Genomic DNA, 13,847 nt, shown 5'->3' on the forward strand with positions numbered 1-13,847 from the left:
GAAGTGGCTAAACGCGGCGGACTGTAAATCCGCTCCTTCGGGTTCGGCAGTTCGAATCTGCCCCCCTCCACCATTAATGGGCTATAGCCAAGCGGTAAGGCAACGGACTTTGACTCCGTCACTCGTTGGTTCGAATCCAGCTAGCCCAGCCATTTAGAGCCATTAGCTCAGTTGGTAGAGCATCTGACTTTTAATCAGAGGGTCAGTGGTTCGAGCCCACTATGGCTCACTCTATAGCATTTCTCTTATGAGAAATGCTTTTTTTGTGTCGAAAAATAAAATTTCTGAAAACCTTTAAATGCTAATAAAATAAAGAAAACTTAAAATAATTTATATACATTTTTATGCTTAGAATAATATGTAAATGACTATATAAGGACTTTTTATGAATTATAAATCACTATACTGGTTTTATATGTAAAATGACGATTTTATAAAAAAATTATGATATTACATTAACTTGAAACATAAAGCGCTTTCGATTATTCTAGTAACAGATGAAAACAAAGGGGTTTTTAGCATGAATAAAAAAATAGAAATAATTGGAGCACCTTCAACATATGGTCAAAGGAAATTAGGGGTTAACTTTGGTCCCGATGCTATACGATATGCAGGTATTGTTGATCGTATTAGAGCGATAGGGTTATCCGTTGAAGATTCTGGTAACATTGAAGTACCATCAATTGATTTAGATAAGTTTAATTCAGAGCAAGAAGGCTTACGAAATTCAGATGAAATTATTACTGTTTCTAACAACTTAAGTGAAGCTGTGTCAAATAGTATTGAAAAAAATAATTTCCCATTAATTCTTGGAGGAGATCATTCAATTGCTATAGGTTCAATATCTGGCGTAAGTAAACATTATGATAACTTAGGGGTTATATGGTATGACGCACATGGAGATTTGAATGTACCTGAAGAATCACCATCAGGTAATATACATGGTATGCCATTACGTGTGCTTGCTGGAGACGGAGATGAGCGTTTAGTTAACATTTCAAATTATACACCTAAAGTGAAGCCAGAAAATATCGTTCTTATAGGAATGAGAGATTTAGACGATGGCGAGCGTCGTTACATAAAAGAAAATAATATTAAAACTTATACTATGGCGGAAGTTGATAGATATGGTATTAAGCAAGTTATGGATGAAACGGTAGAGTATTTAGAATCCAAAACAGACGGTATACACTTATCATTAGATGTCGACGCGTTGGATCCAGTTGAAACACCAGGCACAGGTACTAGAGTCTTAGGTGGTTTGACATACAGAGAAAGTCATTTTGCATTAGAGTTATTACATAACTCAAAGTGTGTGACTTCTATGGACATAGTCGAAGTTAACCCATTAATAGATCATACGAATGATACAGCTAAACAAGCGGTTTGTTTAGTAGGTAGTTTCTTTGGAGAAACGCTTCTATAATTAGTAACGAAACTAATATGGATTTTATCCATGTTAGTTTTTTTAATTTTTATGATAAAATTAAATACTAAATATGACAGTTGGCTTTATGATTGGTATAATATATAACATGGGAACAGATAACCGGAGGAGATGTTATGGATTTATCCAACTTTTTTGATGACTGGAGTACAGTGAAAATAATTGCTAGTGTACTCGATTTGCTCATAGTATGGTATGTACTTTATCTTCTCATTACAGTTTTTAAAGGTACCAAAGCCATTCAACTATTAAAAGGTATTGTGGTAATAGTTATTGGTCAACAAGTGAGTAAAATGTTAAATTTAACAGCCACAGCCAAATTGTTTGATTTAGTTATTCAATGGGGTGTGTTAGCTTTAATCGTAATATTCCAACCAGAAATTAGACGTGCATTAGAACAACTTGGTCGTGGAAGTCTATTTAAACGCTATTCAACTAATTTAAATAGTGATGAAGGAAAACTTATATCTTCTGTATCCAAAGCAGTGCAGTATATGGCAAAACGACGTATTGGTGCATTGATTGTTTTTGAAAATGAAACAGGATTACAAGATTATATTGAAACAGGTATTGCTATGAACTCGGAAATATCGCAGGAACTTTTAACAAACGTGTTCGTGCCTAACACTCCTTTACATGATGGTGCGATGATTATACAAGAAAATAAAATTGCAAGTGCTGCAAGTTATTTACCATTATCAGATAGTGCCAAGATTGCTAAAAGCTTAGGTACAAGACATAGAGCTGCAGTTGGTATTTCTGAAGTGTCCGATGCTTTTACAGTTATTGTGTCTGAAGAAACAGGATCCATTTCTGTTACATTTGATGGTAAATTAAGAAAAGATATTTCTAACGAAGCTTTTGAAGAATTATTAGCTGAACATTGGTTTGGCACACACTTTAACAAGAAAGGTGTGAAATAATATGTTAGAAAGTAAGTGGGGATTGAGGTTAATCGCACTTGTATTAGCGTTAGTATTTTTCTTATCAGTGAATAATATGTTTGGTAATATTTTTAATGCTGATAACTTAGGACAGAAATCTTCAGAAACGATTGAAGACGTACCTGTTCAAGTGAAGTATGACAACACATCATTGTATGCAAGTGAAGCTCCAAATAAAGTAGATGTTGAAATATCTGGGCCACAATCTCAAGTACTGAAGGCTGAAAATGGAGAAAGTATCAAAGCTGTATTAGACTTGAGTGAGGAAAAAGCAGGTAAGCATACTACACAATTCCAAGTGAATGGGTTAAATAAAGATATTGATTATAATGTAAAACCGAAAGAAGCAACTATAAATCTGGAAAAGAAAGTAAGTAAAACATTAAAAGTAGAACCAGATGTAAGTAATAATGATTTGGATTCTGAATATAAAGTTAGTGAACAGAGCGTGTCACCAGAAACTGTTAAAGTGACAGGCGGTAAAAACCAAATTGATAAAATTGCTTATTTAAAAGCAACATATAAAAATAAAAGTGAAATTTCTAAAAACACGACAGATGTTGCACAAATTACTGCATTTGATAGAAACTTAAATAAAATTGATGTGATGGTTCAACCAAATGAAGTTAATCTAAGTGTGAAAGTAGAAGACTATAGTAAAAAAGTGAAAGTAAAAACTAAAGCAGTAGGCTCATTATCAAACGGTCGTGAAGTAGATAATATCAAATTAGATAATGAGGAAGTTGAAATTTATGGTAATAAAGAAGATCTAGAAGATATTGATGAAATTACAGCCAATATTGATTTGGATAATGTGGCAGGTTCTACTGAAAAAGATATTACGTTTGAAGTACCTGATAAGGTTACTAAAGTAAGTCCTAAAGATACAACTGCAACAATTACAATCAAATAGATTTTTTTAAATAAAGGAGATATATAAAATGGCAAAATATTTTGGAACAGACGGCGTAAGGGGCGTAGCTAATAAAGAACTTACCCCTGAACTGGCATTTAAATTAGGACGCTACGGTGGTTACGTATTAGCACATAATGAAGGGGAAAAGCACCCTAAAGTGCTTGTTGGTAGAGATACACGCGTGTCTGGAGAAATGTTAGAATCTGCTTTAATTGCAGGACTTATTTCAATTGGTGCAGAGGTAATGCGTCTAGGTGTTATATCAACGCCAGGAGTTGCTTATTTAACTCGTGCAATGGAAGCTGATTTAGGTGTCATGATTTCTGCTTCTCATAATCCAGTTCCAGATAATGGTATCAAATTCTTCGGTTCAGACGGTTTTAAATTATCAGATGACCAAGAACAAGAAATAGAAACACTTTTAGATCAAGAAAATCCTGATTTACCTCGACCAGTTGGAGAAGATATCATTCATTGCTCTGACTATTTTGAAGGTAGTCAAAAATATATCAGTTATTTAAAATCAACAGTAGATGTAAATCTAGACGGTATGAAAATTGGCTTAGATGGAGCGAACGGTTCTACTTCATCATTAGCGCCATTTTTATTCGGAGATTTAGAAGCAGATACTGTGACAGTTGGATGTAATCCAAATGGTTATAATATAAATAAAGAGGTTGGTTCAACACATCCTGAAACTTTAGCAAAGGAAGTTGTAGAATCTGAATGTGACTTTGGACTTGCTTTTGATGGTGATGGAGATAGACTTATCGCTATTGATGAAAATGGAGAAATTGTTGATGGTGATCAGATTATGTTTATTATCGGGCAAGCGATGTCTAAGAATCGTGAACTTAACAACAACATGATTGTTTCAACAGTGATGAGTAATTTAGGTTTTTATAAAGCTTTAGAAAATGAAGCTATTCAATCAAACAAAACTAAAGTTGGAGATCGTTATGTAGTTGAAGAAATGAGAAGAGGCAATTATAATTTAGGTGGCGAACAGTCTGGTCATATCGTTCTTATGGATTATAATACGACAGGTGACGGTTTATTAACAGGTGTGCAATTGGCAAGTGTTATTAAAATGACTGGTAAAAGTTTAAGTCAACTTGCAGGCCAAATGAAGAAATATCCTCAATCATTAGTCAATGTGCGTGTTACAGATAAATATCGTGTAGAAGAAAATATTGATGTTCAAGAAGTAATGACAAGAGTAGAAGTGGAAATGAACGGCGAAGGCCGTATATTAGTAAGACCTTCAGGTACAGAACCACTTGTGCGTGTTATGGTCGAAGCTTCAACTGATGAAGATGCACAACGTTTCGCGCAAACAATTGCAGATGTTGTACAAGATAAAATGGGATTAGACGAATAAACAAATTCTAATTTTGATAAAAAACAAAAAAGCTGGCAACAAGAGTTTTAATCTTGTTGCCAGCTTTTTGTGTTGCTATTATACAGCAATTTTAAAATATTAAAGTACGTTGTATGCTTGAACAATTTCTGTAGTTAATTGTTCATCGATTTTAGCATAATCTTTTAAGAATGTTTCAACACCGTGTGCTTTAATATAATCATTTTTTTCTACTGTTTCTGGATCGTTCGTGTCATCATATTTTAATAACAACGCAGCTGCTTTAACTAAACCATCATGCGCTAAATTATTTTGATATAAATAATTTAATGGCTTAATGATACGATCTTGAGGTCCTATTTTACGGATTGTGCCACGACCGACACGTGTAACTTCGTCCGATAAGTTAGGGTTTTTAAAACGACTAATAATTTTTTCAACATACTGTGCTTGTTCATTTTCTGTGAAATCAAATTGACTTGTAATATACTGGCTTGTTTCTTTAAGAACTTTATCTAAATCATGTTTAATATGCTCATCGTTAACAGCATCTAATACTGTAGGTTGATTAAAATATCGACCGGCATATGCTAAGTAAGCATGCCCAGTATTTACAGTTAGCAGTTTTCTTTCAATATATGGTGTTAAGTTATCTACATATTTAATGTGATTTAATTCTGGACCGAACCATGCATCCTTTTCGATAACCCACTCATAAAATGGTTCGACCACGACATCTAAAATATTTTCATTTTTTTGCATTGGTACGATTCTATCAACTGCTGAATTAGCAAAATGGATATGGTCGTCTAAAGGTCCAGTTATATCTAGAATAGCTTTTTTCAAAGTGTTCGTAGCCATAATAGCATTTTCACATGCCACAATATTTACAGGTGTTTCTTTTTCTTTTAAATAGGGCGCAAATGATTTAGCAATAATTGGTAAGATATTAACACCAACTGCAGTTGTAATTAAGTCTGCTCCTAGTACTGCTTCTTTCAAACTGTCGGAAAGGGAACCTGAATCAATTGCATCAACGTTATGCACGCGAGTTGTTGTTTGAGATTCATCAGCTAAAATTACATCATATTCTTGTTTTTCATCTAAAGCATTGATAATATCAGCGTTCACATCTGCAAATGTTACTTTAACGTCATTATCTGCTAAGATGTAACCGATAAAACCTCTGCCTATGTTACCTGCGCCAAAGTGTAATGCTTTCATTATGCATCAGCCTCCTCAAAGACTTGTTTAATTTCTTCTGCAGATGAAGCTTTAACAATACGCTCTACATTTTCTTCTTCACTAAACGTAATTGCAATTTTAGAAAGTAAGTCTAAATGTTCACCGTCTTTACCTGCAATTCCGACCACGACTTTAACTTCTTCGCCATCCCAATCGACACCTTCAGGAATTTGTATTAATGTCAAACCTGATTTTAAGACGCTTGCTTTAGCTTCGTCAGTACCATGTGGAATTGCTAAACCATTACCCATGAAAGTCGTAACGACTTGTTCACGATCTTTCATTGCTTGAATATATGCTTCTGTTACGGCACCACTTGAAACTAAGGCTTGTCCTGCTTTTTCGATTGCTTCGTTTTGGTCTTTCATTGATTGGTTAATAAAAATGTTTTCATTACTGAATAATTCGCTCATTTTCTTCACTCCAAGTTTAATAGATTTTGTAATTGTATAAGATAACTTTGCTTTAAAATATCTAACAATTGTTCTGGATGTTGCATAAATTCATCAATACTGTCTAAATGTTCAACCATTTTTCCTGATATATCACTGACAAGCTGTGACATCGTATCATCATGTGGTACAAACATATTTAATAAATAATTTACTGATAGATCGTCATTTTGATTACTTTTTAGCATGATAGGTTCATTCAAAATCGTAATTAAGATAAAAGGTTTTTGAATTATTTCATTCTTTAAATGAGGTATGGCTATCGGATATGGTTCCAAGACAAATCCTTGAGTGTCCATATGATGCTTAATAAGTTCAGCGAATGACTGACCATCTGTAATAATTTGATGTGATAATAATGTTTCGGTTAAATATGTAGTCCAATTAGAAACGCTTATATAATCAAAACATACTGAATCAATAAGTTCTAAACCTTTCCTGATATAAGATAGTTTAACTTCAGGGTCTGTTATATTTTGATGTGTATAATCTAACGTGTGACTTGGTTGTATATCTTTTTGCATGTTTAGAAATGCAGCAACATGATTAATATCTGAATCAGGCAATAGTGGATTTACAGTGATATAAGGTGTTGTAATGTCCAAATCTACCGTCGTGATAATTGCATCAAATTGTCTTGGATCTAATTCATTTAAATCTCCAACAGAAGCTTGGGTCGTTTTTTGAATCTCACTGAATGTTTGCTGTAACCGCGTAGCTAGTAAGCGGCTTGTACCAATGCCGCTACTACAAACGACTAAGACGCTATAAAATGGACTTCCTTGGTTTTGAATAGCGCCACCAAAGTGCAGCACAATAAATGCAATTTCACTATCTGGAAAATTAAAATTCGGCCAAATATGTGATAAACCTCGATGTACACTTTCAAAAAGTCTAGGGTATTTATGTTTAATCATTTCTGTTAATGGATTATATGTCTCAATGTTTGCGTTCAATCGATTGATCGCGGGGATAAGATGCAATTTCAATCCCTCGCTCAGAGTATCCCAATCTTTAAAGTCTTGTTGTGAATATTTAGCTACAGAGTGGATAAGTTGATCTATACGAGCTTCATCCTTATTATCTTTAAACACTTCTACGGATTCCTTACGTTTTGAACCGCGTAAATGGATCGTAATAAAGGTTATTTCTGCTTGATTGAACTGAACGCCATAAATATGTTCTAAATGTAAGGCGAGTGCAGCAGCTACTTTATGTTCAAACGAATTTTTAACATTATTATAGATATCATTATTTAGAGCAACGTATTCACCATTGAGCATACGATCGATACTTAATACGATATGCACAGTCAATGTAAGATAACTAGATTCAGTCAATGAATAGGGGAGTTGATCTAAATGATCCATAAGTATACGTTCTACTTGGAAAATTTTATCCATATCTACCATCGCCAGTTGAGATTGGTTAATGGATTGATAAACAAAATGATTTTCAATTACTGAATAGACACTCGTACTATTTAAATTATTGACCATAAGTTGACTTAATAATTCACGTTTTTTTGATTCAGCACCACTTAAATGAATACCTTCACCACGTTTTTTCTGTAATTTTAATTGATATTGATCAAGTTCGATGTCTAATTCATCCAAAAGTTTGGTTAACGTCTGTGTAGATACACCAATTTCATGTGCTAAGCCATATTGCTTGATAGGTTCTTTGGCTTGAATCAATGCATATAAAATAATAACTTTTTGTTCTTCTTGAGATAAATCAATCGTATTTTGTTGTGAAAGTACATGTTTCAGTGAGGTAACTGCATGCTCATCTGCATCCAATTGTATACCTCTTTTAGTCACACGTTCTAATTTAATATTAAAGGTATTTATAAAGGACTCAATTGATTTTAACTCTCTATGAATAGTACGAGAGGATACAGCTAGATGTTGAGCAATGTCATAAATCGTGACATATTGACCGTGATATTTAATTAACATTTCGATAATTTCTTTTTCACGTGTACTCAAAAACATAGTCATACCCTCCAGTGTTATTCTATATAATTTTAATTAATTTTCATCTTGCTTAAGATTTTCAAGTAATTCATCATATCTAGGTGAATTTAAGAAGTTGTCTACTGAAATATGAATTGCATTAGGTGCTTGTTTAATTGCTCTATCAGTGAGTTTCTTCTGTGTAATAACAAGTTGTGCATCATCAGATAATTGATTGATTGCTGTATTTGAAACATCCACATCTTGTATACCAGCTTTTTTAAATTTATTACGTAACATACTTGCACCCATAGCACTTGAACCCATACCAGCATCACAAGCGAATATAGCATGGTTTACTTTACTATAATCATGCGCATGTACATTTTCTGTATCATAATTATCTAATAAGTCTTCTTCAGATTGTGCTTCACTGTTTTCAGTATCTGCAGATGTACTAGCAGCACCAGTACCACTTGCTCCAACACTATTATTATCTTTATTCCCTGTTAGTTTAGAAGATACACTTGATTTTTTACCTTTAGTAGATTCCATTTTTTCTGTGGCAGCTTCTAAATCTTCATCAGGTTCTTTTGTGAATTTCAAGATCATGGCAGCAACGATGAATGAAACTAAGGCTGCGAGTAATACACCGATAAGCATGTGTAAAAATTCGCCTTTAGGTGCGTTCAGAACATAAACGATGAATGAGCCAGGTGAAGCGGGACTCTTGAATCCAAAGTCGAATAGTGAATAAGTTGCAACGCCTGTCATACCACCTAAGATTACAGCTATGAATAGTAACGGACGCATCAATACGTAAGGGAAGTAAATTTCATGAATACCACCTAAGAAGTGGATAATACCAGCACCGTAAGATGTTGCTCTTGCAGTTCCGGTACCAAAAATCATATAAGCAACTAAAATACCTAAACCAGGTCCAGGGTTAGATTCAATTGTATATAAAATGGATTGACCAGCAGAAGCTGCCTGATCGGCACCAAGTGGTGTAAATACACCATGGTTGATTGCATTATTTAAGAATACGATTTTTGCAGGTTCTACTATAATACTTACTAATGGAAGTAAATGCGCATGTACTAACGTTTCAACTGCTAATGAAAGGATGTACATAATGAATTCCATAATTGGTGCTAAAAGTTTGAAGCCTAGGATTGTCATTATAAAACCTAAAATACCAGCAGAGAAGTTATTGAATAACATTTCAAATCCTTGTGGTGTTCTCGGTTGAATAAATTCGTCAGTTTTTTTCATTAACCAACCAACGAGAGGTCCCATAATCATTGCACCAAGTAACATTGGTGTATCTGGTAAAGCAACGATAACCCCCATTGTTGCTACAGCAGCAATAATACCGCCACGCATTTCATGAATTAAACGTCCACCGCTATAAGCAATAAGTAACGGAATTAAGTATGAAATCATTGGTCCAGACAATTCACTCAACTCTTTATTTGGCCACCAACCACCATCGATGAAAATAGCAGCGATAAAACCCCATGCGATAAATGCACCAATGTTTGGCATAATCATACTACTAAGAAACGAACCAAATGCCTGGACTTTGCGCCCAATACCTTTGTTTTCTTTAGTCTCTGTTTGTGACATAAATTGCACCTCTTTTTCTCTTTTTATTTATATGTTCATTGTATGGTTGTTCACATTAATAAACAACTTAAAGTAATTTCAATTTTGTCATAGAGTTTTTGACAACTATATGACAGTTATCTATTATGAAAAATCAAGAGGATTACGTAGTGTGGCAACATATAAATAAATTTTTAAGTGGTTGTAAAAATAATATTAATAAATGATTTGCAATAAGTATTGTTTACATTGTACAATAATATTTATTGAGGGAAAGGAGGACAGTTAAATCGTTTGTTCAATTATAGCGCCTGTGCAAGTGAAGGGATGAAATGTTAATTATTTAAGGTTTATAACAGAAATCTTAATAGACATGATATCAGTACTTGTAGACGAGGAGGATAGTTATCGAACCATCGGCGGATGCTATCCCGGATGTGGCTCATTCGTGAACTTATTAAGGAAAACATTAGGGCAACCTAGTGCACAAAGTTAATAAGATAGCCAAAATTAAAATACTATTATAAGGTGTATGGGACTAATATGCCTATCTTAGACATGGATTTGCTTTTAAAAACAAAGGTACTAGTCCGTTTATGATGGCATATACGCAATTGAACAGGTTCGTACACGCTGAACGTTCCTTGCCCATCACCATTACATTGGAGGAAAGTTAAATGTGTGGAATTGTTGGATATATTGGGCATGATAATGCCAAAGAATTGTTATTAAAAGGTTTAGAAAAATTAGAATATAGAGGTTATGACTCTGCCGGTGTTGCAGTAGTAAATGACAAAGGTAATTCAGTATTTAAATCTAAAGGACGTATTGCTGAGCTTAGAAAAGTTGCAGATAGTGATGATACAGACGGTAATGTAGGTATCGGACATACACGTTGGGCGACACATGGTGTGCCGAATCATGAAAACTCACATCCGCATCAATCAACATCAGAACGATTTACACTTGTGCATAACGGTGTAATTGAAAACTATGAAGAACTTAAAAATGAATACTTAAAAGATGTTTCATTTATCTCAGAAACAGATACAGAAGTTATTGTGCAATTAGTAGAATATTTTTCAAATACAGAACTTGCTACTGAAGCTGCATTTACAAAAGTAGTTTCTTTATTAGAGGGTTCTTATGCACTTGGCTTAATCGATAGTGAAGATAAAGATAAAATTTATGTAGCTAAAAATAAATCACCATTATTAATTGGCGTAGGTGATGATTTCAATGTAATTGCATCTGATGCAATGGCTATGTTACAAGTTACGAACCAATATAAAGAAATTCACGACCATGAAATTGTTATCGTTAAACGTGATGAAGTTATTATTAAAGATCAAGACGGCAATGTTCAAGAAAGAGATGCATATACTGCACAAATTGATGCAGCTGATACTGAAAAAGGTGTTTATGACCACTATATGCTAAAAGAAATTCATGAACAACCAGCAGTAATGCGTCGTATTATTCAAGAATACCAAGATGAAGAAGGTAACTTGAAAATGGATGAAGACATCATCAAAGATGTTGCAGCGGCGGATCGTGTTTATATTATTGCTGCAGGTACAAGTTATCATGCAGGTTTAGTAGGTAAAGAATTTATTGAAAAATGGGCTGGCGTTCCTACTGAAGTTCATGTTTCTTCAGAATTTGTGTATAATACACCATTACTTTCTGAAAAACCATTATTTATCTATATTTCACAATCGGGTGAAACTGCAGACAGTCGTGCAGTATTAGTTGAAATGAACAGATTAGGCCACAAATCATTAACAATTACGAATGTTGCAGGATCAACGTTATCACGCGAATCTAACCATACATTACTATTACATGCAGGTCCTGAAATAGCTGTTGCTTCTACGAAAGCCTATACAGCACAAATTGCAGTACTTTCCATTTTTGCAAAAATCGTAGCGAGAGCACGCGGTAAAGAAGTAGATGTAAGTTTATTACGTGAATTAGCTAAAGTAACAACTGCAATCGAAGCCATTGTGGACGACGCAGATGTTATGGAACAAATTGCAACAGATTTCTTAAAAACTACTCGTAATGCATTCTTTATCGGTCGTACAGTAGACTATAATGTGAGTCTAGAGGGTGCTTTAAAACTTAAAGAAATCTCGTATATCCAAGCAGAAGGGTTTGCTGGCGGAGAGTTAAAACATGGTACGATTGCTTTAATAGAAGAAGGGACGCCTGTTATCGCATTAGCAACGCAAGAAAAAGTTAATTTATCTATCCGAGGTAATGTGAAAGAAGTTGCAGCACGTGGTGCAAACCCATGTATTATTTCAATGGATGGCTTAAACAAAGAAGACGATACTTACGTTATTCCAAAAGTGCATGGACTGTTAACACCATTAGTTTCTGTAGTAACGATGCAACTTATTTCTTATTACGCATCATTACACAGAGATTTAGACGTAGACAAACCACGTAACTTAGCAAAATCAGTTACAGTAGAATAAAAAAATTAAATTTTAAATCTTTGTTTATATATTAAAAGGCTGAATTCGTTTGTGATTCAGCCTTTTTATTATGCAATAAACTTAATAAAATATATTGGTCTATTAAAAAAGTATTAGGAACAAAATAATTATAAACAATTGTGACGTAACTAAAACAAAAGTAATGTTATTCTTGTATAATAGAAAATAATAAATATCATACAAAAACACATAAAAAGTTGTAAGTGTTACAATATTTGAATTTATAATTTTGAGGGTTTTGAATGATTAATAAGTAACATAATAGGAGCGTACTAAAATGAAGAAAATAAAATATTTAGTCTTACTTTTAATGTCTGTTTTTATTGTTGGTTGTGCCAACGGAGAAAATACATCTTCTGCCGATAAAGATACAGATGCTAAGGTAGTCACAAATTTAAAAAGTGAAAAAGAAGAAACAACTACCAAGGTAAAGGATGAATCAAAATCAGAGGAACCTCAAGTAGAAGGGGAAACGACAACTGAAGCTAGTGATGATAAGTTCCCGGGCTACGAAAAAATTAAAGTCGATGGTGGTGATTTGTCTGGGAATCGTGAGGCGAACGTCGTTGTTGATATTGGTTATGGCGATCGAAAATATTGGGCATTTACTAACGAACACGGGCAATTGACGCGAGTTACCGCAGATGAAATTAAAGTACAAGATGATGAGACAGAGGATGTGTTATCATCTGGTAGATATTATGCTGATGAGGCAAAGGTGCCTGGTGTTGAAAGTGATGTCTTAGACGAAGGACACATTATTGCTGACTCCCTTGGTGGCGTGTCGAATGCTTATAATATTACTCCGCAAGATAGTACTTTAAACCGACATGGTGATCAAGCTTATCTCGAAAAGACTATCCGAGAAGCGGACGGAGCTACTGATTTTGAAGCTAATATTACCTATCCTAATACCGAAACGCAAATTCCTTCTAGCTATCAATATACTTATACTATAAATGGAAATGAAGTAACTGATTCCTTTGATAATGTGAACCCTGATGAACTAAATGAGTCACTTGGATTAACTGGTAATAAGGAACCTGAGTCCGAACCAGCAACTTCAACTGGTGATGAAGAATCAGTTGCGGACGTTGATTCTGATGGTGATGGACAAGTAACAATTGCAGAAGCAGAAGCTGCAGGGTTCAATATGCCAATAAATAGTGATCATTGGTTATATGCGCATATGGACGATCGAGATAATGATGGGGTCGTAGGTGAATAGTATTACATTGTTTTGTGAAATATTAAATGAATGATGTAAGTTTAATTTTACAATGATATATTAGTGACTATTAAAGAAAATTTTGTTGCTGTAATTGAACGTATTACTTCCTAAAAGGCTGGTTGCATTTGCAAACCAGCTTTTTATTGTTGAAAGGTATATATTAGCCATATTATTTTCAAATT

At 34.1% G+C, this 13,847-nt stretch carries 10 protein-coding genes and 2 tRNA genes; 8 read left to right on the plus strand and 4 right to left on the minus strand.

Annotated features, from left to right (window positions below; translation table 11 throughout):
- The first annotated feature begins 77 nt into the window (after positions 1–77).
- From ACA31_RS06585 to glmM, 6 genes are all read left to right on the plus strand, one after another.
- Positions 78–152 (plus strand) — tRNA-Gln (locus tag ACA31_RS06585).
- Positions 153–156: 4 nt separating this feature from the next.
- Positions 157–229, plus strand: a tRNA-Lys gene (locus tag ACA31_RS06590).
- 291 nt (positions 230–520) lie between these two features.
- On the plus strand, positions 521–1,426 hold the full coding sequence (gene rocF / locus ACA31_RS06595) for an arginase (protein WP_057512555.1): 906 nt from the start codon (positions 521–523) through the stop codon (positions 1,424–1,426).
- A gap of 137 nt (positions 1,427–1,563) precedes the next feature.
- Positions 1,564–2,370, plus strand: coding sequence for a diadenylate cyclase CdaA (cdaA, locus tag ACA31_RS06600; RefSeq protein WP_002507018.1), 807 nt, complete (start codon positions 1,564–1,566; stop codon positions 2,368–2,370).
- Position 2,371: 1 nt separating this feature from the next.
- Entirely contained in the window at positions 2,372–3,304 is a 933-nt protein-coding gene (locus ACA31_RS06605; protein ID WP_057512556.1) for a CdaR family protein, read from the plus strand.
- Between the two features lie 28 nt (positions 3,305–3,332).
- Positions 3,333–4,688 carry a phosphoglucosamine mutase gene (glmM, locus tag ACA31_RS06610; protein WP_057512557.1) on the plus strand — a complete coding sequence of 452 codons (1,356 nt, stop codon included), beginning with the start codon at positions 3,333–3,335 and terminating at the stop codon, positions 4,686–4,688.
- 99 nt (positions 4,689–4,787) lie between these two features.
- Here the strand turns inward: glmM and ACA31_RS06615 are convergent, their stop codons facing one another.
- The 4 genes from ACA31_RS06615 to ACA31_RS06630 are packed head-to-tail and all read right to left on the minus strand — an operon-like array spanning position 4,788 to position 9,951.
- Entirely contained in the window at positions 4,788–5,891 is a 1,104-nt protein-coding gene (locus tag ACA31_RS06615) for a mannitol-1-phosphate 5-dehydrogenase (RefSeq protein ID WP_057512558.1), read from the minus strand.
- Entirely contained in the window at positions 5,891–6,325 is a 435-nt protein-coding gene (locus tag ACA31_RS06620) for a PTS sugar transporter subunit IIA (RefSeq protein ID WP_046466182.1), read from the minus strand. The genes ACA31_RS06615 and ACA31_RS06620 overlap by 1 nt, the downstream gene beginning before the upstream one ends.
- A gap of 5 nt (positions 6,326–6,330) precedes the next feature.
- Positions 6,331–8,361 (minus strand): BglG family transcription antiterminator, encoded by a 2,031-nt coding sequence (locus ACA31_RS06625; protein ID WP_057512559.1) that lies wholly within the window; start codon positions 8,359–8,361, stop codon positions 6,331–6,333.
- A gap of 36 nt (positions 8,362–8,397) precedes the next feature.
- Positions 8,398–9,951, minus strand: coding sequence for a PTS mannitol transporter subunit IICB (locus ACA31_RS06630; RefSeq protein ID WP_057512560.1), 1,554 nt, complete (start codon positions 9,949–9,951; stop codon positions 8,398–8,400).
- Between the two features lie 656 nt (positions 9,952–10,607).
- Between ACA31_RS06630 and glmS the strand changes: the two genes are divergently transcribed.
- Together glmS and ACA31_RS06640 are read left to right on the plus strand one after the other, a co-directional pair.
- A complete protein-coding gene (gene glmS / locus ACA31_RS06635) occupies positions 10,608–12,413 on the plus strand; it encodes a glutamine--fructose-6-phosphate transaminase (isomerizing) (protein WP_057512561.1) in 1,806 nt (601 codons plus the stop codon).
- A gap of 298 nt (positions 12,414–12,711) precedes the next feature.
- A complete protein-coding gene (locus tag ACA31_RS06640) occupies positions 12,712–13,662 on the plus strand; it encodes a DNA/RNA non-specific endonuclease (protein ID WP_057512562.1) in 951 nt (316 codons plus the stop codon).
- Positions 13,663–13,847 lie beyond the last annotated feature (185 nt).

It is taken from the genome of Staphylococcus sp. NAM3COL9 (assembly GCF_001431205.1).
Classification (GTDB): domain Bacteria; phylum Bacillota; class Bacilli; order Staphylococcales; family Staphylococcaceae; genus Staphylococcus.